Origin of the sequence: Pseudomonas inefficax (assembly GCF_900277125.1) — a bacterium.
GTDB classification, from domain to species: Bacteria; Pseudomonadota; Gammaproteobacteria; order Pseudomonadales; family Pseudomonadaceae; genus Aquipseudomonas; species Aquipseudomonas inefficax.
The window spans coordinates 1-19,778 of record NZ_OPYN01000071.1 but is presented as its reverse complement, the minus strand read 5'-3'; the positions used below and the strand labels follow the sequence as shown (position 1 = coordinate 19,778).

Genomic DNA, 19,778 nt, shown 5'->3' with positions numbered 1-19,778 from the left:
CTTTCCGCCCTTACGGCGGGTCACTTTTTGTCAAACGCGACAAAAAGTAACCAAAAAACGCTGGCTCCTATCATCCGGCCCCTCCGCTGCGCTCCGGGGTTCCCTCGCTACGGGCCTGCTCCCGGGAGTACGCGCTGCAGGCCCCATCCATGGGGCCTCAGCGCTTGACGGGCATCCATGCCCGTCACCTCCCTCCGCAGTCCCTTCGCTCGGCCTCCTGAAGTCGCAATCTGCGGCGCCTGAACTATCGCGCGCTTAGAAGCAAAAACCGAAGCAAGAGCAGCCAGGTTATGGCTGGGAGGCAATGGCCTTTTCGATGGCTGCCCGGAATGCTGGATCATCCGGCTTGGTCAGGCTGGAAAAGTTACCAATCACCTTGCCCTTGCGGTCCACCACGTACTTGTAGAAATTCCACTTCGGCGCACTGCTCTGGCTGGCCAGGTCCGCGAACAGCGGTATCGCATCCGTGCCCCGCACCGCCTGTGTCTTGGTCATGGTAAAGGTGACGCCATAGTTGGCATAACAGACCTTGGCCGTCTTCTCGCTATCGGCGTCCTCCTGCTTGAAGTCATTGGACGGCACGCCAAGCATTTCCAGGCCTTGCTCGTGATATTCCTTGTATGTCGCCTCAAGCCCCTCGAACTGCGGCGCAAAACCGCAGTAACTGGCCGTGTTGACCACCACCAGCGGCTTGCCGGCAAAGCGCTCGCACAGGTCCACCTGCCCCTTGCCCCGCAACTCTGGCAGGCTGCCCTGCAACAACGCCGGGCAATCGGCAGCCCAGCTCGATGCGCCGGCAAGCAGGGCCAGCACCGGCACCATCAACCAATGTGCACGCATGACTCGTCTCTCCTGCAAGACAATCTTTGAACTTGCAGGGTAGCGCCTAACAAACACTCATGCCCAGCTGCATCAACGCCATCCCGCCCTTGTGCCAGCCCCACCACACCAGCGCCAGCAGCAACAGGGCGGCAAGGGCCAGTAGCCCTTGAGCCACATAGCGGTTCATGCAGCCTGGGCCTGCAGGCGGGCGACCGGGCGTTCGCGCACGGGCCAGTTGAGGGCGGCAGCCAGCAGGCTGAGCAGGATGGAAATCTGCCAGACCAGGTCGTAGCTGCCGGTGCGGTCATACACCACCCCGCCTAACCAGCCGCCGAGGAAGGCGCCCAGCTGGTGGAACAGGAAGACGATACCGCCAAGCATGGACAGGTTGCGCACGCCGAACAAGGTGGCCACCGTGCCGTTGGTCAACGGCACCGTGGACAACCACAGCAGGCCCATGGCGATGCCGAACAGGTAAGCGCTGATCTCAGTCACCGGCGCCCACAGGAACAGCACGATCACTACCGCACGCAGCAGGTACAACCCGGTCAGCAGGCGCGGCTTGGACATGCGCCCGCCCAGCCAGCCGGCGGTGAAGGTGCCGACGATATTGAACAGGCCTACCAGCGCCAGCACCGTTGTGCCGGTAGTCGCAGCCAAGTGCTGGTCGACCAGGTAGGCTGGCAGGTGCACGCCAATGAACACCACCTGGAAACCACAGACGAAAAAGCCCAGCGCCAGCAACCAGAAACCGGAGTGCGAGCACGCCTCGCGCAGGGCCTGGCCCAGGGTTTGTTCGGCACCATGAGTGGGCAGCGGGCGGTCACGCAGCAGGCCGACGAAGGGCACGATCAGCGCCACCATCAGGCCCAGCACCAGCAACGCTGCGGACCAGCCCAGCCACTGGATAAGGCCGAGGGTGCCCGGCAACATGGCGAACTGGCCGAAAGAACCGGCAGCACTGGCAATGCCCATGGCCATGCTGCGCTTCTCCGCTGGCACGGCACGCCCGACCACGCCCAGGATGACTGAGAACGAGGTGCCGGACAGGCCCATACCGATCAGCAAGCCGGCACTCAGCGACAACGACCAGGCCGAGTCGGCCGTGCCCATCAGCACCAACCCGGCAGCGTAGAGGATACCGCCAATGATCACCACCCGTGCCGCGCCCAGGCGGTCGGCCAGGGCGCCAGCGAACGGTTGCGCCAGCCCCCAGATCAAGTTCTGCAAGGCAATGGCGAAGGCGAACACCTCACGTCCCCAGCCGAAGTCCGCGCTCATCGGCGCCAGGAACAGGCCGAAGCCGTGCCGCACACCCAGGGATAGCGCCAGGATCAACGCTGCCCCCACCAATACCCACCCGCTGGTTCGCCACACCGAAGTCATTGTCGTTATCTCCAGCACATCGCAAGGTTTTACGGGTATATACCCGCTTATAGTCGTATCAATTCAAACCAGTTGGTTCAGCAAACGCACCAGTTCATCCCGCTGCCCTGTCCCCAGCCGCTCCACCAGTTCGGCCTGTGCCTGTTCCCAGGCCGGATGGGCCGCACGCAGCAGTTGGGTACCGGCCTCGGTCAGCAGCACCACGCGGTTGCGCTGGTCGTCACCATCGGCCAAGGCCACCAGCCCTTCAGCCTCCAGCACCCGCAGGTTGCGGCCCAGGGTACTGCGCTCAAGTCCCATGGCTTCCGCCAACGTGGTGATACTGGGGCGATCGAGCCGCTGCAGATGACGCAACAGGGAAAACTGGGCGACATTGACCCCAAAGCCGGCAAGGGCCTCGTCGTAATGTCGGCTCACCCCACGGGCGGCACGACGCAGGTGGGTACAGATACATTCACTGGTCAGCATGGATACGTGTATATACCCGCGTTAGTAATGTTGCAAGAGAAAGCGTTAACGGGGCTGCTACGCAGCCCATCGCCGGCAAGCCAGCTCCCACAGGAATTTCGCGATCCCTGTGGGAGCTGGCTTGCCGGCGATGGGCCGCAAAGCGGCCCCAAGTTACCTAACTGACATGCATAACCCTCAGCCCGGGTTCAAGCGCCTGCGAATTGGCTCGAACTCTACTGTAGCCTTGCGCGCCAGCGGGTCTGGGGCGCCCTGCTCGATTGCCTGCCAATAGCGCCACGGCACCTTGGCCGAGCCCAGTTCGTAGTCCATGCCGTCCCAGTTATCTTCACGGAAGCTGTAGAAGGCCCAGTGCAACCGGTAGTGATCCAGCACGCTGAGCACGTCTTCCAGGTATTGCCGGCAGCCCGGCAACCTGCGCATGCAGCCAAACTCGCCCACCACCAGGCGCGAGCGGGGCACTTTCATGGCGGCGGCCCAGTCCAGCGGCTGGCGCAGGTACTGCGCCACACGTTGGCCATCCCATTGCTGCGCCTGCCCCGCGAAGGGTGCCGGCCCGGGATAGGCGATGGGTTGCTTGCGCGTCATGTTCGGTGCACTGGTCACCAGATAGGGCTCGTACATGTGCACGCTGTACAGCACCCGCTGGTCCTCCAGAGGTGCCGGCCAGTAACCGAAGGCGTCGGCGGCGGCGAACCAGCCGGCATCGAGCATGACCGGCGTGTCGGAGTCCTCCTCGCGAATGGCCGCTATCAACTGCCGATACAGGGCAGGCAGATCACGCGCACCGCCCTGCTGCCGTGCATACCACTGCTGCATTTGCCCAGGGTCGGCATGCTCGGCCAGGCCACCTTGCTTCTCCGGTGCGGGCTCGTTGACCAGGTTGTAGGCGGCGATGGCCGGGTGGCCTTTCAGCTCACGGGCCAGATCCCGCCAGAACGCCGCAGCCTGCAACCAGTAGCGTTTGTCTTGCCAGAGGCGGTCGTCGAACTGGCCCTGATTGTTTTGCGACCAACGCATGCCGGGTAGCGAAAGCGGTGCGATAACCACCTTGAGGCCGGCCCTATGGGCGCGGTCAAGGGTGGCTAGCAGCGTGGCCAGGTCGGTGGCAGGCAGGCCTTGGTAGGCATCGGCATCGCCGAGGAGGAAGTCGCGTTCTGCCGGTTGCCACTTGTCGTAGGACAGCCGCACCCAAGTCGCGCCATAACCGCCCAAGGCGTCGAAGTAGGCTTGATCAGGTGGCAGCCGGTTGAAGCTGTTGCCACCGTGGCGGGGGCTGTTCCAGAAAGCCATGAGATCGGCTGCCATGGCAGCGGGCACCATGGCCAACAGAAACGCAGCGAGAATGACATGACGCATGGTGCCGACACTCCTCGACAGTTAGCGGAGGGGCAAGCATACGCCAGTGAAAAGATGTCGGCTCTTGCTGAGTTTTTTCAGGAATTTACCGACACGTTAGGCTCAGAAACGCCCTACAGAAACATCCTGCTTGCGCGGTCACTTGTAGGAGCGGCCTTGTGTCGCGAAAGGGCTGCGAAGCAGCCCGGCAATTCATGCTCTAACGCTGAAATCGCGGGGCCGCTTTGCGGCCCTTTCGCGACACAAGGCCGCTCCTACAGGGGCCAGAGCAAGGCTCAGAGGCCCAACGCCAACCCCAGCACCACGGCCAGTTCGAGCAGCTCCAGCATTGCACCGGCGGTATCGCCGGTAGTCCCGCCCAGGCGCCGGCACATCAGCTGTCGCAACCAGGCAAACACGGCGAACGCCAGCACCACGATCCACCCGCCCAGGACCAGGCAGAAAAGCACACAGCCCAGCAGCACCCACCCGGCCGCATGCCGGGGAAGATGCTCGGCCAGCGCCTGCCCCAAACCACCCTGCCGTACATAAGGCGTACTCAGGAACAGCCCAAGCATTGCTGCCCGCCCGATCAAGGGTGCCAGTAGCAACTGTGCGCCAATGCCCCGCTCGACCAGCACCCACAACGCGCAGAACTTCAGCAACAGCACCAGCACCAGGGTGACCACGGCAATCGGCCCGCTACGGGGGTCTTTCATGATCAGCAGGGTGCGTTCGCGGTCACCGAAACCGCCAAGCCAGGCGTCGGCACTGTCTGCCAGGCCATCCAGGTGCAAGGCGCCACTGAGCAACACCCACAATGTCAGCAGCAGGGCCGCGTGCAGCGGCGTCGGCTTACCCTGCAGCAGGTGGCTGGTCAGCCACAGCAACAGGCCGAACAGCAACCCGACCAGTGGGTAGCAGAGCAGCGAGCGGCCTATCTCGCGCGGCGCCGGCATGCCTGGCAGAGTCACTGGCAGGCTGCTGAGAAACTGCAAGGCAATCCACAACGGCAACATTTCAGCGCCCCTCGACCAACTGGCCGTCGTCACCCGGCACCAGCCGCATCAGCGCAGCGTGGCCGACTTCGACCTGCAGTAACTGCGCCCTCGGCAAACCACGGGCACGGGCCAGCAGCAGCCGCATCACGCCACCATGGGTGATCAGCAGCACGCGCTTGCCGGCATGCTGCCGACTCAGGCGTTCGACAGCAGCCAGCACGCGCTCGGCGAACGCCTCGACCGGCTCGCCATTGGGCGGGGTAAACGCGTAAGGGTCCGCCCAGAACCGCCCCAGCGCGTCCGCCTGGTCTTCCATGATCTGCGCCGCACTACGGCCCTCCCAGTCGCCAAAATGCAGCTCCTGTAACGCCGCTTCACGCTGTACGGGCAGGTTCAGCCGCTCGCCCAATTCCTCGGCAAAATGCGCACAGCGCTGCAGCGGCGAACTGACCAGCACCTCCCACGGGCCGGCTTCGGCCACTGCGCCACGCATCTGCGCCCAGCCCTTGTCGGTCAAGGCATCATCAAGGCTGCCACGCAGGCCGCCCTGTTCCGTTTCGCCATGGCGCAGCAGGTCGAGGATCATGCCGGGCGGTCCGCCACCGCAGCCTCGGCGAAGGTCGCCATCTGCCCGTGCAACGCACAGGCCAGGCGCAACAGCGGCACGGCCAGGGCAGCCCCACTGCCCTCGCCCAGGCGCAGGCCCAGCACCAGCAACGGTTCGGCCTGCAACGCGTCAAGCAAGGCTTTGTGGCCAGGCTCTGCGCCTTGGTGGGCAAACAGCAGCCAAGCCCGGCACTGCGGGTTGAGGCGCACCGCCAGCAGCGCGGCGACACTGCAGATGAAGCCATCCACCAGTACCGCGATACCTGCCTGCGCGCAGCCAATGTAGGCACCGGCCAAGGCCGCGATCTCGAAACCACCGACACAGCCCAGTGCCTGCAATGGATCGTTGGCGCTCAGGCCATGCAGCCTCAGCGCTCGCTCGATGACCTCGGCCTTGTGCCGCACCCCGGCGTGATCCAGGCCGGTACCCGGGCCACTCAACTCAGCCGGCGGGCAGCCCAGCAAGACGCTGGCCAGGGCAGCTGCAGCCGTGGTGTTGCCAATCCCCATCTCGCCACCGATGAACAGCTGCGCGCCCTGTTCGGCGGCGCGCAGGGCACTATCGCGACCGGCCTGCAGCGCGGCTTGAACCTGGCCCTCGGTCATCGCGGGCTGGCGGGCGAAGTTGGCAGTACCGGCGCCCAGGCGCAGATGGCGCACACCAGGCAGCTCCAGGTGCGGGTCGATGGTGCCCAGGTCGACCACATCCAGACTCGCCTGCAGCTGGCGCGCCAGCACACTGATCGCCGCGCCACCGCCAACGAAGTTGCGCAGCATCTGCCCGGTCACCGCTTGCGGGTAGGCCGAGATACCTTCCTCGACCACACCGTGGTCACCGGCAAAAATGCTGATTGCGGCGCGATCCAAGGTCGGGCGTTCACAGCCCTGCAGGCCGGCCAGCTGAATGGCCAAACCTTCCAGTTGGCCGAGCGAACCGGCAGGTTTGGTCAGCTGCTGCTGACGGGCGCGGGCCTGGTCCATGGCGGCGTTGTCGAGGGGTTGGCAGGCATCACGCCACCAGGCTTGGGTCATAGTGCAGGTCCTTTGAGCATTAGGGGCAGGCCGGCCACGGTCAGCACCACGCGCTGACAGCGTTCGGCCACGGCCTGGTGCAGCCAGCCGGCCAGGTCGACATAGCGCCGGGTCAGCTCGCCCATGGGCACGACGCCCAGGCCGGTTTCGTTACTGACCAGGATCACCGTGCCCGGCAACTGTTCCAGGCAGGCCAGCAGCGCATCACGCTCCTCGGCCAGGCGCTGGTCATCTTCGAGCATCAGCAGGTTGGTCAGCCACAGGGTCAGGCAATCCACCAGCAGGCACCGCCCTTCGGCCGCTTCGGCGCGCAATACCGCGGCCAGGGCCAGGGGTTCTTCGATCAACCCCCAGTCACCGGGGCGACGCTGGCGGTGCAGCAGCACACGTTCGTTCATTTCACCATCCAGCGGCTGGCTGGTGGCGATGTAGGTCACCGGCAGGCCACTTGCGCTGGCCAGTTGTTCGGCCAGGCGGCTCTTGCCGGAGCGGGCGCCGCCGAGGATCAGGTTGAGCATGTCAGGCCACCCCACAGAGTTGGCGCAGGCGCGCGGTGTCCAGGTGCTTTTCCACCAGGTCAGCCAGGCGCTCGATATCGCGTTCGCGCAGGGCCTCGTAATCAATGACCTGCACATCCTCCAGGCCAGCCCAGCGCAGCAACGCCGCGCACGACTGGCTGCCTTCGAACAGGCCGTGCAGGTAGGTGGCAAGTATCTGGCCATCGGCACTGACAGCACCATCGCAACGGCCATCGGCAAGTTGCACGGCTGGCTGCTCCAGGGCAGGCCCCGTGGTGACGCCGGCATGGATTTCGTAACCGGCAATCGGAACTGCGTCGAGGTTCAGTGTGCCAACGACGTTGCGCAGCTGCTTCTCGGCTTCGAGCACCGTGGCGTAATCGAACAGGTCAAGCCCCGGGCTGGAGCCAGCGGCCCCTTCAAGACCAAGCGGGTCATGCACCTCGCGGCCCAGCATCTGCAGGCCACCGCAGATACCGATCAGCTTGCCGCCATAACGCAGGTGCCGGTCGATGGCCTTGTCCCAACCGCGCTCACGCAGTTGCGCCAGGTCGCCGCGCACACTCTTGGAACCCGGCAGGATGATCAGGTCGGCAGCCGGGATCGGCTGGCCCGGGCCGATGAACTGCAGGTCCACCTGCGGGTGCAGGCGTAGTGGGTCGAAGTCAGTGTGGTTGCTGATACGCGGCAGCACCGGGACGATCACCTTGAGCACGCGCTCGGTCTTGGCCCCCTGGCGCACATCGATGCCGTCTTCGGCTTCCAGATGCAGGTCGGTGACATACGGCAGCACGCCCAGCACCGGTTTGCCGGTGCGCTGCTCCAGCCAGTCCAGCCCCGGCTGCAGCAAGGCGATGTCGCCGCGAAAGCGGTTGATGACAAAGCCCTTTACCCGCGCCTGCTCACTGGGCGACAGCAGCTCCAGCGTGCCGACTAGATGGGCGAACACGCCACCGCGATTGATGTCGGCAACCAGGATCACCGGGCAGTCCACCGCTTCGGCAAAGCCCATGTTGGCGATGTCACCGGCACGCAGGTTGATCTCCGCCGGCGAGCCCGCGCCCTCGACCATGACCACCGGCCAAGCGGCGCTCAGGCGCTGGTGCGAAGCCAGCACCGCCTGCATGGCGATGGCCTTGTAGTCGTGGTAGGCCACCGCATTCATGCTGGTGACGGCACGACCATGAATGATCACCTGGGCGCCGGTGTCGCTGTTGGGCTTGAGCAGGACCGGGTTCATGTCGGTGTGCGGTTGCAGCCGGCAGGCCTGGGCCTGAACCGCCTGGGCCCGGCCGATTTCACCGCCGTCGGCGGTCACCGCGCTGTTCAGCGCCATGTTCTGCGGCTTGAACGGCACCACGCCGACGCCCTGGCGCAACAGCCAGCGGCACAGTGCGGTCACCAGCGTGCTCTTGCCGGCGTCGGAGGTGGTGCCTTGCACCATGAGGGTGGTCATGCCGTTTCCTTTTGATAATCTGCCAGGGCCTGGGCCAGGCGCAGCTCATCCGCCGCGCATTCTGGCAGCCCAAGGCGTACCGCTGGCGGCTGCTCGAACAACCGCACCAGGATGCCGCGGCGGGCAAGAAAGTCATGCAGGTGCGCGGCATGCTCGCTGCGCACGTACTGAAACAGGTCGCAACCGCCGCTGGGCGCCAGGCCGGCGCTGCGCAACAGCATCGCCAGCCGCTGGCTGGCGGCGGCGCAGCGTTCGACTTGCACACGCTGGGCAGCGTGGTCGGCCAGGCTGGCCTGGGCCAGCACCCGGGTCGGGCCATTGACCGTCCACGGGCCGAGCAACTCGGCCAGGCGCTGCAGCAGGCTGCGTTCGGCGGCAACGAACCCCAGGCGCACGCCAGCCAGGCCGAAGAACTTGCCGAACGAGCGCAGTACGATCAGCCCCGGGCGCTCGGCACAATCGACCACGCCATCCGCCGGAGTGTTGTCCATGAACGCTTCGTCGACCAACAGCCAGCCACCGCGTGCAGCCAGGCGCGCGTGCCACTCCAGCAGGCGTTCACGCGGCACCCGGCGGCCGGTGGGGTTGTTGGGGTTGACCAGCACCAGTACGTCGAGGCTGTCGAGCGTCGCTTCTACCTGCGCTTCGTCCAGCTCCAGCAACTGGTGCCCCGCCCGTTGCCAGGCGTACGGGTGCTCGGCATAGCACGGCGTCATTACACCTACCCGACCGGTTGCGCGCAGCAGCGGCAAGGCCTGGATCGCAGCTTGGGAACCAGCCACCGCCAGCAATTGACGGGCGCCGTAATACGCCCGTGCAGCGTCTTCCAGGCCGTCCTCGGTCTCCGGCAGGCGGGCCCAGGCTTCCATGGGAATCGGTGGAATCGGAAAAGGCCATGGCGCAATGCCGCTGGACAGGTCGAGCCACTGCTCGCGGGCAATGCCGTATTGCCGTACCGCCCGCAGCAGGCGGCCTCCGTGTTCAAGCATTGATATAGGCCCCCAGGCAGATCACCAGCAGCCACAGCCATACGCCGCGCTGCACCAGGCCCCAGCCGCGCTCGATGGCCTCGGCGTCGGCCATTGGCCCCTCCCCCAGGCGTGGCCGCTCATGCAGCTCGCCGTGGTACACCGCCGGGCCACCGAGCTCCACCCCTAACGCACCAGCACCGGCAGCCATTACCGGTCCGGCATTGGGGCTGTCCCACAGCGGGCCCTGCTTGCGCCAGCAGGCCAGGGCCAGGCGGGTCTTGCCCAGCAGCGCGTAGGTCAATGCCACCAGCCTGGCGGGAATATAGTTGAGCACATCGTCGACGCGCGCCGCGCACCAGCCGAAGCGTTCGAAGCGCTCGTTGCGGTAGCCCCACATGGCGTCCAGGGTGTTGCTCAGGCGGTACAGCACCACGCCCGGCGCGCCAGCCACCACGAACCAGAACAACGCGGCGAATACCGCGTCGCTGCCATTCTCCAGCACCGATTCGGTGGCCGCTCGAGCTACCGCGGGTTCGTCCAGTTCGCGGGTTTCACGGCTGACCAGGTAGCCCACACGGCGCCGCGCTTCCTGCAGGTCACCCTGGCGCAATGCACTGGCCACTGGCAACACGTGTTCGCCCAGGCTGCGCAGCCCGACAGCGCAATACAGTGCCAGCACATCGACCAGCCAGCCGATATACGGCAGCCAGGAGAGGATCAGTGCCAACAGGGTAAGCGGCACCACGGCCAAGAACCATGCGCTCACCCCGTGGCTGCGCCAGCCGCGCCCACCGGCATTCAGGCGGCGCTCAAGGTTACTGGCCATGTTGCCGAAGGCTACCAGCGGGTGGCGCCGCTGCGGCTCGCCCAGCAAGGCATCCAGGGCCACCCCGGCCACGGTCAGCAAGGCCACGCTCATTGGTGCTCTCCCCATTGGTTCTCAAAGAGCATTTCACTCAAGGGCCGTTCCTCCGCCCAGTTTTCCAGCACCAGCATCGGTGCCGGGTAGAACTCGGTTACCGGTCCCAGGCACAGCACTGCGACCGGCTTGGCCCCGGCCGGCATGCCCAGCAGCGCCGCCAGCGCCTGCGGGTCGAACAGCGACACCCAGCCCATGCCAAGGCCTTCGCCACGGGCGGCCAGCCACAGGTTCTGGATGGCGCAGGCCAGCGAGGCCAGGTCCATTTCGGGCAGGGTGCGGCGGCCGAAGATATGCGGCTCGCGGTTGTCCATCAGGGCGGCCACCAGCAGCTCGGCGCAGTCGTTGATGCCTTCCACCTTCAGTTTCATGAAGGCGTCGGAGCGTTCGCCCAAGGCTTCGGCGGTACGTACCCGCTCTGCTTCCACCAATGCCTGGATGCGCGTGCGCAGGTCGCGCCGGGTGATGCGGATGAAACGCCAGGGCTGCATCAACCCGACGCTTGGCGCCTGGTGCGCGGCAGCCATCAGGCGGCCCAGCAGCTCCGGGGCTACCTCGCCACCGGCGAAGTGGCGCATGTCACGGCGTTCGCCGATGGCCCGGTAGATCGCGGCGCGCTCGGCGTCGCTGTAGGCGTGCTCGCTCATGGTCGCAACAGCGCCGCCGCCGCATCTGGGTTGGAGGGGAAGTAGAAGTGAACGTAGGAGGCCGTCAGCCGACCCAGGCGGTACACCGCTTCGTTGCCACGCCCGCCGTTGGGGCTCAGGCCTCGGGCGATCGGCTCCAGTGCGGTACTGGTCAGCGAATGGTGATAGGTGTGCCCGCGCAGGGTACCTTCCGGCAGTTCCACCGCCTGCAAGGCCAAGGCAGCCAGGCGTTTCTGCATGGTCGCTTCGCCCGGCAGCAGGCCGAGCAGCTCGGCACGCTCGCCGGCCACGTCGGTCAAGGCATCGAGCAGGTACAGCATGCCGCCGCACTCTGCCAGCAACGGTTTGCCCAGGGCGTGATGGGCGCGTATCGCCTCGCTCATCGGCGCGTTGGCGGCCAGGGCGTGATGGTGCAGTTCGGGATAACCGCCCGGCAGGTACAGGCTGTCCACCGCTGGCAGCTCGCGGTCATGCAGCGGCGAGAAAAACTCCAGCTGTGCGCCCAGGTTGCGCAGCAGGTCGAGGTTGGCGCCATAGGTGAAGGCGAACGCCTCGTCCCGCGCCACGCCAATGCGCACACCGGTCAACGAGGCAGCACTGGCTTGCGGTTCGGGTTCGGCAAAGGCCACTGGCGGCGGCAAGGCAGCATCGCAACTGGCACCAAGCGCCTCGGCAGCGGCATCCAGGCGCGCGTCCAGGTCGTTCAGTTCGCTGGCCTGGACCAGCCCCAGGTGGCGGCTGGGCAACTCGATACCGCGCTCGCGGGACAAGCCCCCATACCAGCGCAAGCCTTCGGTCAGGCTGCCTTCCAGCAGTTGCGCATGGCGCAGGCTGCCAACCCGGTTGGCCAGCACACCGGCAAATGGCAGGTCCGCCTGGTAGCGTGCCAGGCCCAGAGCCAGAGCGCCGAAGGTCTGGGCCATGGCCGTACCATCGATCACCGCCAGCACCGGCACGCCGAAGTGGCGCGCCAGGTCGGCGCTGGACGGCGTGCCGTCGAACAGCCCCATCACCCCTTCGATGAGGATCAGGTCGGCCTCGCTGGCGGCTTCCCACAGCAGGCGGCGGCTTTCCTCGGCGCCAATCATCCACAGGTCGAGCTGGTACACCGGCGCACCGCTGGCCCGCTCGAGGATCATCGGGTCGAGAAAGTCGGGCCCGCACTTGAACACCCGCACCTTGCGCCCGAGGTTGCGGTGCAGGCGGGCCAGGGCGGCGGTGACGGTGGTCTTGCCCTGACCAGAAGCCGGTGCCGCGATCAGTACGGCGGGGCAATGGCGCGGCTGGCTCACAGCTCCACGCCCTTCTGTGCACGAATGCCGGCCTGGAACGCGTGCTTGAGCATGCCCATCTCGGTCACGGTGTCGGCCAGCTCGATCATCTCGGGCTTCGCGGCACGGCCAGTGACGATCACATGCTGCATCGGTGGGCGCGCCTGGATATCGGACAGCACCTGGTCAAGGTCGAGGTAGCCGTGCTTGAGGGCGATGTTCAGTTCATCGAGCACCACGAACTGCACGCTCGGGTCTTGCAGCAACTGGCGCGACACAGCCCAAGCCGCTTCGGCGGCGGCGATGTCGCGCTGACGGTCCTGGGTTTCCCAGGTAAAGCCTTCGCCCATCACGTGGTAGCGCACCTGCTCGGGGAAGCGGCGGAAGAATAGCTCTTCGCCGGTGCTGTTGCGGCCTTTGATGAACTGCACCACACCGCACTGCATGCCATGGCCCAGGGCGCGAGCGAGCATACCGAAGGCCGAGCTGCTCTTGCCCTTGCCATTGCCGGTCAGTACCAGCAGCAGGCCGCATTCGTTGGGGGAATTGGCGATACGTTCGTCGATGATCGCCTTCTTGCGCTGCATGCGCGCCAGGTGGCGTTCGTCGCGTTCGGTGGATTCGCTCATCAGGGTTCTCCGCTGGCTGGCGCCACGGCAACGCGCGGCGACAGGTAAAAGGCGGGCAGACGGAGAACGCGCAGGGGCCGTGGCCGTACGCCACGGTGCACCGCGCATCACCCTCCGTGATGCCGTTGGCAGTATCAGGCCGGTCTCCGGGCTTGTGAGCGGGCCTTGGCCCAGGCCTGCGCGCCTTCCCGGGTGCTGGCACCCAGTGGCCCTGCGCGGCCGCGACTCACCTACCGTTGCGGGGGCAGCGCCGGAATCGCGCCATGCTGGCACCCACCGGCTTCCCAGTTTCACCCTGCCCAGACGGGGCTGGCAGGGCACCTGAAACACGCGCGAAGGTTAGAGGGTTGCACCGGGAGCGTCAATCGAAGCGGGCTGCTTTGCAATCGAACAGGCATCGCCCGGGTAATGGCCAATTCGCCTGGTTGTGCCACACTCAATACAGTGATATCACATAGCCATCACTTTCAGCTGAACGCGATCACAACGATAACAGGAGAGCGCAGCATGCGAGGCCAGATCATCAACAACCCGCGTCTGGAGTTCCTTGCGCCGGCGCTGGAGCGCTGGGGCGACTGTATCGACCGCTTCAACCAGTTTGCCGGCGATGCCGAAGCACCTTATTGGCATGGCGCAGCCGCCAATACCGGTATGCTTGCCGCAGCGGCGTGGCAGGCCGAACTGGCGGCTCTGCAGCAGTTTGCCGGCAAGAAGCAGCGCGACGAAGGCGAGTACGAAGGGCGCTGCGACCTGTCGATCAGCAGTGCCGATGAAGCGCTGTACCTCAGTGTCAGCCAGCGCTGGCCAAAAATCGCCCGGCTGGACATGGCCGACGCCCTGCAGCAGACCGCTGCCCTCGCCCGCCAGGTGGCCTACCCCAGCCAGTTGAAAGCCGGGGCGTTGTTCATCAGCCCGTGGAAGGCTGGCCAGCACGCCAGCCCCGAGGAGCTGCAGGACTTGGTCGACGATCTGCAGAAACATACCGCCTGTGCCATCGCCTGGTACTTCCCGTATGCCTACCGCAAGTTGCACAACGAGCTGGGGCAGTATTTTCCGGGGGTGGCGTTGTTGCTCAAGCAGGCTTGAAGCTACTTAGGCTCGGGCCGGGACCGGAACTCGTTTCGCAAGCGCGACGTGGCTTCTGTGGGAGCGGGCGTGCCCCCGAAGAATCCAGCGCGGTGGCTGGCACCGGCTACGCCGGTGTTCGCGGGCGCGCCCGCTCCCACAGAGCCCCTGCTAAATCTTTCAGTTATATGCGGCCCCCTGCGCGCCCTTCAGGTCCTAACGCATCATGCCGAGTTCGGCATCATCCAGCAGCGCTTTGCCCAAGGCACAAAGGTAGTGCGCGGCCCAGATCAGCTTTGGCTTGTCTTCCATCAGGCCGTCGATGGTCAGATCCCGTGCATAGCCAATCAATTCCGAGGCTTGTTCGCGGGCGTTCTGGCAGGAGATGCCAGGTTCGATGCGGAACAGGGGGTGGGTCTGGTTTTCACCTTGAAAGAATATGGTTTTGCCGACTGTGCATTTCGTGTCTTCGGTGGTCATTTAGGGCTCCTGTCGTAGTGAAGCGACCACCGACCGCGGCTAAACAGTATGGTGGCAGCTGTACGTGGGTTAGCCGACCGGGACGTCAGGCACCCGGCGCACCCGCAGGTGCCCCACGCACAGCCGCCATAAGGCGCCAATGCCGATTGCTCGGTATTGCACGGCTGCGGTGTCTGACGATTTCGGGCGGCTAACCCGGTCATTGAAGGTCAACGACATGCCGAGACTAGAGACCGCATTTGGCACGCGCAACGGAGAATAGGCGTTGGGAGTATCTTTGGGAAACGGCCTACAAGAAAGGTGTTAAATCTGATTTTTGGGCTCGCCCCACGCCACCTTGCAACTGGCACATTGAACCACCACCAGACCTGCACGCTCTTGCTCTTGCTCTTGCTCTTGCTCTTGCTCTTGCTCTTGCTCTTGCTCTTGCTCTTGCTCTTGCTCTTGCTTTTGATCTTGATCTTCGCGACTTCAGGAGGCCGAGCAGAGGTCTTGCGGAGGGAGGTGACGGGCATGAATGCCCGTCAAGCGCTGAGGCCCCATGGATGGGGCCTGCAGCGCGTACTCCCGGGAGCAAGACCGGCGCGAGGGGACCCCGGAGCGCAGCGCAGGGGCCGGATGATGGGAGCGCAGCGTTTTTTGGTTACTTTTTGCCGCGTTTGGCAAAAAGTGACTCGCCGTAAGGGCGAAAAGGTGAGTAAGCGTCGCCATCGCAAACGGACTGTTCGCTATATCAAAACCGTCGCCTAAGCTTTTTGGCTTTTGGCTTTTGGCTTTTGGCCTTTTGGCCTTTTGGATGTCGGCATTCACATCGAGTAGACATTCATTCGCGATGGTGGCGCCAAGTCACCTTTCCGCCCTTACGGCGGGTCCCTTTTTGTCGTGGCAAAAAGGAACCAAAAACCGTCCGCTCCCATCATCCGGCCCCTACGCTTCGCTCCGGGGTTCCCTCGCTACGGGCCTGCTCCCGGGAGTACGCGCTGCAGGCCCCATCCATGGGGCCTCAGCGCTTGACGGGCATCCATGCCCGTCACCTCCCTCCGCAGTCCCTTCGCTCGGCCTCCTGAAGTCGCAATCGGCGGCGCCTGAACTTTCGCGCGCTTAGAAGCAAAGGCAAAACTGCTACTGACTGAGGTCGACCGTCGGCCGTTCGACAAAGCGGATGCTGTCGCGCCCATTTCGCTTGGACTGGTACAACGCCACATCCCCCTGCTCGATCAAGGCCGCCAGGCTCGTCGGCGGCTGGTCGAACAGGTTGGCGCCGATGCTCAAGGTGACCGGCTGCGGCGTAGGCACCGTCCTGCTGGCATACTGCTGGAACTGCTCACGCAGCAATCCGCCTAGCTCCATGACCCGCTCGCTGCTCGCACCACACAGCAGAATGACGAACTCATCACCGCCCAACCGCGCCGCCAGCGAGCGCTCGGGCAGCACCGTGCGAATCATCTCGCTCAGGGCAATCAGCAAGCGGTCCCCTGCAACATGCCCGTGCAGGTCGTTGACCAGCTTGAAGTTGTCGATGTCGATCAGTAGCAAGGCCCCGGGCTGCGCCGAATCCACTGCCTTGAAGAAAGGCCCCGCACGCACCTCCAGTGCACGCCGGTTGTACAGCGCCGTCAACGGGTCACGGGCCGCCAGACGGGCAATCCGCGCCTCGCGCCGGTAGCGCACGGTGCCGGTCATCGACAAGGCAATCAGCATGATCGCCATCGCACCTTCGACCAAGGAAACCTGAATGATCAGCCCGCCGAAAGTGGTCAGGTCAATCAGCGTACCCGGGGTGATCGCAATGATCGCCTTGGCCACATAGAACAATCCATGAACCAGCAGCACATAGCGCAGCTGCACGGCGCCAACACTCAACGACTTGCCATGCGGCCGCAACAGCCAGCTGGCCTTGAGCGTCAACAGCGCCACCAGCAACGAGTTGACCATCAACATTACCTTCGACCACTGCGGCCCCACAGGCAACAGCAGCAAGGCGAACCACACCAGCACGACCGATAACCAGATACGCGACAGCCGCACCTGGGTGAAGCGCAACACCCCCATCAGGAAGAACCAGTGCGCCACCACCAGCAAACCGTTGGCGAACCAGATACCGATCAGCAACAAACCGATGCCGCGCAGCAAAGCCAGGGTGGAACCAATCGTGATGGTGGCAAAGCCTGCGCTCCAGAACAGCAGCGATGAATCGCGAACGCTGCGCCACTCGATCGCCAGGTACAACGCGGCCGCGCCAGCCAGGGCGATGGAGATAGTCAGCATGGTGGGTGGATCAAGCGCCATGAACGGATTGGCCTGTCTGGTTTACGAGGAAAAGGCCCGATTGTATTCGCCTGGCCCCGGCGCAGTAAGCCGTTGCCCGGACAAAAAACTCACCAGTTGCCGCCCATGTGAGCTCAGGCGCTCCCAGTCGCGGAAACACAAACGTAGCTCCAGAGTGGCCCAGCTTTCCGCCAGGGCCACCCGACGCACCGGCAACTCTTGCTCGGCGCGCACGGCGGCTGTTTCGGGCAGCATGGCCACGCCTGCGCGCTGCGCCACCAGCTGCGCGATGGCCTCGAAACTGGGTGCTCGCACGCGCACTTTCAGCGGCATGGCCAGGTTCATCGCCAGTTCTTCGACAAAGCGCTGCATCGGCCGCCCACCCGGCAGGCAGATGAACGCGTAGCCCAAGGCATCGACCAGGCGCAATTGTTCGCGCCTGGCCAAAGGATGGTCGGCGGGCACCAGCATTACCAGCCGCTCGGTGCGAAACGGCAGCGATACCACCCCCTCGCTGGGCAGGATGCCATCGTACACTCCGATCTCGCACTCGTTGGCCACCACCACCCGCAGCACATCCACACTCTTGTGTTCCATCAGTTGCAGGTCGACCTCCGGGTAGTCCACCAGAAACGGCCCCAAGACCGCCGGCAGCAGTGTGCTGTTGGACACGGTAGAGGCTGCCAGGCGCAAGGTAATGCGGTGCTCGCCAGACAGTTGCTGCAAGGTTTCCTGCAGCTTGTGCGCCTCGCCAAGCACGCTGCGTGCGCCCTCCAGCACCATGCGACCGGAAGGCGTCAGCTGCATGCCACCGGCGTTGCGGGTGAACAGCGCCAGGCCGCAGCGCTCTTCCAGCAGGCGCAGGCGACTGCTGGCGGCCGACACCGCCACCGGGAAGGTCGCAGCCGCCTTGCTCAAGCTGCCCGTGGCGGCAATGGCCAGCAGCAGGCGCAGATCAGTCAGGTCGAACGGCATACCCTTCTCCAAAAACGAAAGCCCTGTTCGAATAAAAGCGATTCTAGCGCGGCCGCCTTCTGTTCAGAATAACCCTATATATCTTCTGCCGCGGGTACCCCATGAACGCATTAAGCAGCCTGATCCAGCGCCAACTGCAAAGCGGCGCCCTGTACGCCGTACTGGCAGCCCTGGGCTTCAGCTTCAAGGCCATCTTCGTCAAGCTCGCCTATGCGGCAGGGCCGGTGGACGCCATAAGCCTGCTGGCGTTGCGCATGGGGTTGTCGCTGCCGATGTTCGCCTGGCTGGTATGGGCCAGCCGTGGTCAGGGCAGCGTACCGCTCAACCTGGGCGATGGGCTGCGTGTCGCGTTGCTCGGGCTGCTGGGCTACTACCTGGCCAGCCTGTTCGACTTCTATGGGCTGCAGTACATCAGCGCCGGGCTGGAGCGGCTGATCCTGTTCACCTACCCGACCCTGGTGCTGGTGTTCCAGGCCATTGCCCTGCGTGAGCGCCCAAGCCTGCGCACCTTGTCGGCCATGGGCCTGTGCTACCTGGGGCTGGGCATTGCCTTTGTCCACGACGTCAGTGTGGCCGGGGCTGGCCAGCAGGTGGTGCTGGGCTCGCTGTGGGTGTTCGCCAGTGCAGTGACCTACGCGCTGTATTACTCCGGCACCGGAATGATGCTCAAGCGCATGGGTTCGATGCGCCTGGCTGGGCTGTGCGGCACTGCGTCGTCGCTGATGGTGCTGGCGCATTACCTGGTGGTGGCGCCGGTCGGGCAGTTGTGGCAGTTGCCAGGCGCCGTGTGGGCCAATGCCGGATTGATGGCGGTGTTTTCCACGGTGCTGCCGATCTACTGGGTGGCACTGGCGATACAGCGCCTGGGGCCGACCCATACTGCGGCAGTGGGCAACCTGGGGCCGGTACTGACGGTGCTGGCATCGTGGGCGATCCTGAGCGAGGAGATTTCGCTTTACCAGGTGGTCGGGTTGGCAGTGGTGCTGTTTGCGGTGTCGCGGCTCAAGCCGCGGGGCAAACAGGAAACCAAGGTGGCACAGCCTGACGCGGCCCCTGTGGGAGCGGCCTTGCGTCGCGAAAGGGCTGCAAAGCAGCCCCAACAATAGCGGCGGTGACGCTGAAATCGAGGGGCCGCTTTGCGGCCCTTTCGCGACACAAGGCCGCTCCCACAAAAACGCTTGAATCCCCTCAGAGCACCCGTTTGATCAGCGGCTCCAGCCGGCTATAGCGCAGCCGCCGCAGGAACCTGCGCACTTCCTTGGGGTGCTCGGTCTTTACCCCCAACTCCTCAGCCGAGCCGATCTTCGGCGCATGGCGGCGCAACTCGGCCAGCTCTGCTTCCCGTGGCCCCAGCCATTGTCCTTGTGGGTCGTCGATCAGCAGGCCGTTCTCCAGGTCCAGGTTGAAGCCGCGCGGGTTCAGGTTGTTTCCGGTCAGCAGCGAATAACGCTGGTCGACCCACACACCCTTGGCATGAAAAGTATGCCCGGGATCGTTCCAGATCCGCACCTGCAGCTGGCCGCTGGCAATTGCAGCGTGGCGACGTCGGGTGAAGGCGCGCAGGTTATCTTCGTACAGGTAGGGCAACGCGCCGCTGGCACTGAACGGCTCGCCGGGGGCTATGTAAAAGTCATTGGCCGTGCGATCACCAACGATCAGCTCCACCCGCACACCACGCGCCAGGGCATGGTCGAGCTCGCGCATCAGCACCCGGGGCGGGTTGAAATACGGCGTGCTGATGATGATCTGCGTACGCGCCGCCGCCAACAAGGCGCACAGTGCCCTGTTCAGCGGGTTGCCACGCCCCACACCCAATAGCGGTACAACCCGCAGGCCCTGCCCCGCCCCGCTGGTCGGTGCCTCATAGGCCATGCGCCGCAGCCGCGCGCGCAAACGTCGGATGTCGCCGCGCAGGCTGCGGCGCAT

The 19,778-nt window shown here is 64.9% G+C and carries 21 protein-coding genes and 1 riboswitch; of the genes, 2 read left to right on the top strand and 19 right to left on the bottom strand.

Annotated elements, in window-relative coordinates:
- Window positions 1–288: 288 nt before the first annotated feature.
- The 15 genes from JV551A3_RS09100 to cobO form a co-directional block, all read right to left on the bottom strand.
- Entirely contained in the window at window positions 289–840 is a 552-nt protein-coding gene (locus JV551A3_RS09100) for a glutathione peroxidase (protein WP_133970607.1), read from the bottom strand.
- Window positions 841–886: 46 nt separating this feature from the next.
- The gene (locus JV551A3_RS31185) at window positions 887–1,009 is read right to left on the bottom strand and encodes a hypothetical protein (protein WP_256660769.1); all 123 of its coding nucleotides are present in this window, start codon (window positions 1,007–1,009) and stop codon (window positions 887–889) included.
- Entirely contained in the window at window positions 1,006–2,208 is a 1,203-nt protein-coding gene (locus tag JV551A3_RS09095) for an MFS transporter (protein ID WP_133970606.1), read from the bottom strand. Before JV551A3_RS09095 ends, JV551A3_RS31185 begins: the two co-directional genes overlap by 4 nt.
- A gap of 63 nt (window positions 2,209–2,271) precedes the next feature.
- Complete coding sequence (locus JV551A3_RS09090) at window positions 2,272–2,676, bottom strand: MarR family winged helix-turn-helix transcriptional regulator (RefSeq protein WP_133970605.1); 405 nt, start codon at window positions 2,674–2,676, stop codon at window positions 2,272–2,274.
- 177 nt (window positions 2,677–2,853) lie between these two features.
- Complete coding sequence (locus JV551A3_RS09085) at window positions 2,854–3,969, bottom strand: glycoside hydrolase family 5 protein (RefSeq protein WP_177421267.1); 1,116 nt, start codon at window positions 3,967–3,969, stop codon at window positions 2,854–2,856.
- A gap of 341 nt (window positions 3,970–4,310) precedes the next feature.
- Window positions 4,311–5,033, bottom strand: coding sequence for an adenosylcobinamide-GDP ribazoletransferase (locus tag JV551A3_RS09080; RefSeq protein WP_133970603.1), 723 nt, complete (start codon window positions 5,031–5,033; stop codon window positions 4,311–4,313).
- 1 nt (window position 5,034) lies between these two features.
- Window positions 5,035–5,601 (bottom strand): histidine phosphatase family protein, encoded by a 567-nt coding sequence (locus tag JV551A3_RS09075; RefSeq protein ID WP_133970602.1) that lies wholly within the window; start codon window positions 5,599–5,601, stop codon window positions 5,035–5,037.
- Complete coding sequence (gene cobT / locus JV551A3_RS09070) at window positions 5,598–6,653, bottom strand: nicotinate-nucleotide--dimethylbenzimidazole phosphoribosyltransferase (RefSeq protein ID WP_133970601.1); 1,056 nt, start codon at window positions 6,651–6,653, stop codon at window positions 5,598–5,600. The genes JV551A3_RS09075 and cobT overlap by 4 nt, the downstream gene beginning before the upstream one ends.
- Window positions 6,650–7,171, bottom strand: coding sequence for a bifunctional adenosylcobinamide kinase/adenosylcobinamide-phosphate guanylyltransferase (cobU, locus tag JV551A3_RS09065; RefSeq protein ID WP_133970600.1), 522 nt, complete (start codon window positions 7,169–7,171; stop codon window positions 6,650–6,652). The genes cobT and cobU overlap by 4 nt, the downstream gene beginning before the upstream one ends.
- Window position 7,172: 1 nt before the next feature.
- Window positions 7,173–8,627 carry a cobyric acid synthase gene (locus tag JV551A3_RS09060; RefSeq protein WP_133970599.1) on the bottom strand — a complete coding sequence of 485 codons (1,455 nt, stop codon included), beginning with the start codon at window positions 8,625–8,627 and terminating at the stop codon, window positions 7,173–7,175.
- Window positions 8,624–9,616, bottom strand: coding sequence for a threonine-phosphate decarboxylase CobD (cobD, locus tag JV551A3_RS09055; protein ID WP_133970598.1), 993 nt, complete (start codon window positions 9,614–9,616; stop codon window positions 8,624–8,626). Before cobD ends, JV551A3_RS09060 begins: the two co-directional genes overlap by 4 nt.
- Window positions 9,609–10,517 (bottom strand): adenosylcobinamide-phosphate synthase CbiB, encoded by a 909-nt coding sequence (cbiB, locus tag JV551A3_RS09050; RefSeq protein ID WP_133970597.1) that lies wholly within the window; start codon window positions 10,515–10,517, stop codon window positions 9,609–9,611. The genes cobD and cbiB overlap by 8 nt, the downstream gene beginning before the upstream one ends.
- Window positions 10,514–11,164 (bottom strand): 5,6-dimethylbenzimidazole synthase, encoded by a 651-nt coding sequence (gene bluB, locus JV551A3_RS09045; protein ID WP_133970596.1) that lies wholly within the window; start codon window positions 11,162–11,164, stop codon window positions 10,514–10,516. Before bluB ends, cbiB begins: the two co-directional genes overlap by 4 nt.
- Window positions 11,161–12,456, bottom strand: a complete 1,296-nt coding sequence (locus JV551A3_RS09040; protein WP_133970595.1) for a cobyrinate a,c-diamide synthase — start codon at window positions 12,454–12,456, stop codon at window positions 11,161–11,163. Before JV551A3_RS09040 ends, bluB begins: the two co-directional genes overlap by 4 nt.
- Window positions 12,453–13,064 (bottom strand): cob(I)yrinic acid a,c-diamide adenosyltransferase, encoded by a 612-nt coding sequence (gene cobO, locus JV551A3_RS09035; protein ID WP_013971375.1) that lies wholly within the window; start codon window positions 13,062–13,064, stop codon window positions 12,453–12,455. Before cobO ends, JV551A3_RS09040 begins: the two co-directional genes overlap by 4 nt.
- A gap of 120 nt (window positions 13,065–13,184) precedes the next feature.
- Window positions 13,185–13,404, bottom strand: a riboswitch (cobalamin riboswitch).
- 167 nt (window positions 13,405–13,571) lie between these two features.
- Here cobO and JV551A3_RS09030 point away from each other — a divergent pair.
- Window positions 13,572–14,150: a hypothetical protein gene (locus JV551A3_RS09030; protein ID WP_133970594.1), complete on the top strand. Its 579-nt coding sequence runs from the start codon at window positions 13,572–13,574 to the stop codon at window positions 14,148–14,150.
- 195 nt (window positions 14,151–14,345) lie between these two features.
- Here the strand turns inward: JV551A3_RS09030 and JV551A3_RS09020 are convergent, their stop codons facing one another.
- From JV551A3_RS09020 to JV551A3_RS09000, 3 genes are all read right to left on the bottom strand, one after another.
- Window positions 14,346–14,609: a DUF3077 domain-containing protein gene (locus JV551A3_RS09020; protein WP_112252663.1), complete on the bottom strand. Its 264-nt coding sequence runs from the start codon at window positions 14,607–14,609 to the stop codon at window positions 14,346–14,348.
- Between the two features lie 1,122 nt (window positions 14,610–15,731).
- A complete protein-coding gene (locus JV551A3_RS09005; RefSeq protein ID WP_133971814.1) occupies window positions 15,732–16,877 on the bottom strand; it encodes a GGDEF domain-containing protein in 1,146 nt (381 codons plus the stop codon).
- Window positions 16,878–16,919: 42 nt separating this feature from the next.
- On the bottom strand, window positions 16,920–17,852 hold the full coding sequence (locus JV551A3_RS09000) for a LysR substrate-binding domain-containing protein (RefSeq protein ID WP_133971812.1): 933 nt from the start codon (window positions 17,850–17,852) through the stop codon (window positions 16,920–16,922).
- A gap of 101 nt (window positions 17,853–17,953) precedes the next feature.
- On the opposite strand from JV551A3_RS09000, the gene JV551A3_RS08995 reads away from it, so the two are divergent.
- Window positions 17,954–18,958 (top strand): DMT family transporter, encoded by a 1,005-nt coding sequence (locus JV551A3_RS08995; RefSeq protein WP_133971810.1) that lies wholly within the window; start codon window positions 17,954–17,956, stop codon window positions 18,956–18,958.
- A gap of 82 nt (window positions 18,959–19,040) precedes the next feature.
- On the opposite strand, the gene JV551A3_RS08990 is transcribed toward JV551A3_RS08995, so the two are convergent.
- Window positions 19,041–19,778, bottom strand: a 738-nt coding sequence (locus JV551A3_RS08990; protein ID WP_235874554.1) for a phospholipase D-like domain-containing protein, incomplete at its 5' end; no start/stop codon positions are given.

Excerpts from the sequence above, each read along its gene's own strand:
- JV551A3_RS09100 (WP_133970607.1), bottom strand. The coding sequence starts at position 840 with ATGCGTGCACATTGGTTGATGGTGCCGGTGCTGGCCCTGCTTGCCGGC.
- JV551A3_RS31185 (WP_256660769.1), bottom strand. The coding sequence starts at position 1,009 with ATGAACCGCTATGTGGCTCAAGGGCTACTGGCCCTTGCCGCCCTGTTG.
- JV551A3_RS09095 (WP_133970606.1), bottom strand. The coding sequence starts at position 2,208 with ATGACTTCGGTGTGGCGAACCAGCGGGTGGGTATTGGTGGGGGCAGCG.
- JV551A3_RS09090 (WP_133970605.1), bottom strand. The coding sequence starts at position 2,676 with ATGCTGACCAGTGAATGTATCTGTACCCACCTGCGTCGTGCCGCCCGT.
- JV551A3_RS09085 (WP_177421267.1), bottom strand. The coding sequence starts at position 3,969 with ATGGCTTTCTGGAACAGCCCCCGCCACGGTGGCAACAGCTTCAACCGG.
- JV551A3_RS09080 (WP_133970603.1), bottom strand. The coding sequence starts at position 5,033 with ATGTTGCCGTTGTGGATTGCCTTGCAGTTTCTCAGCAGCCTGCCAGTG.
- JV551A3_RS09075 (WP_133970602.1), bottom strand. The coding sequence starts at position 5,601 with ATGATCCTCGACCTGCTGCGCCATGGCGAAACGGAACAGGGCGGCCTG.
- cobT (WP_133970601.1), bottom strand. The coding sequence starts at position 6,653 with ATGACCCAAGCCTGGTGGCGTGATGCCTGCCAACCCCTCGACAACGCC.
- cobU (WP_133970600.1), bottom strand. The coding sequence starts at position 7,171 with ATGCTCAACCTGATCCTCGGCGGCGCCCGCTCCGGCAAGAGCCGCCTG.
- JV551A3_RS09060 (WP_133970599.1), bottom strand. The coding sequence starts at position 8,627 with ATGACCACCCTCATGGTGCAAGGCACCACCTCCGACGCCGGCAAGAGC.
- cobD (WP_133970598.1), bottom strand. The coding sequence starts at position 9,616 with ATGCTTGAACACGGAGGCCGCCTGCTGCGGGCGGTACGGCAATACGGC.
- cbiB (WP_133970597.1), bottom strand. The coding sequence starts at position 10,517 with ATGAGCGTGGCCTTGCTGACCGTGGCCGGGGTGGCCCTGGATGCCTTG.
- bluB (WP_133970596.1), bottom strand. The coding sequence starts at position 11,164 with ATGAGCGAGCACGCCTACAGCGACGCCGAGCGCGCCGCGATCTACCGG.
- cobO (WP_013971375.1), bottom strand. The coding sequence starts at position 13,064 with ATGAGCGAATCCACCGAACGCGACGAACGCCACCTGGCGCGCATGCAG.
- JV551A3_RS09030 (WP_133970594.1), top strand. The coding sequence starts at position 13,572 with ATGCGAGGCCAGATCATCAACAACCCGCGTCTGGAGTTCCTTGCGCCG.
- JV551A3_RS09020 (WP_112252663.1), bottom strand. The coding sequence starts at position 14,609 with ATGACCACCGAAGACACGAAATGCACAGTCGGCAAAACCATATTCTTT.
- JV551A3_RS09005 (WP_133971814.1), bottom strand. The coding sequence starts at position 16,877 with ATGCTGACTATCTCCATCGCCCTGGCTGGCGCGGCCGCGTTGTACCTG.
- JV551A3_RS09000 (WP_133971812.1), bottom strand. The coding sequence starts at position 17,852 with ATGCCGTTCGACCTGACTGATCTGCGCCTGCTGCTGGCCATTGCCGCC.
- JV551A3_RS08995 (WP_133971810.1), top strand. The coding sequence starts at position 17,954 with ATGAACGCATTAAGCAGCCTGATCCAGCGCCAACTGCAAAGCGGCGCC.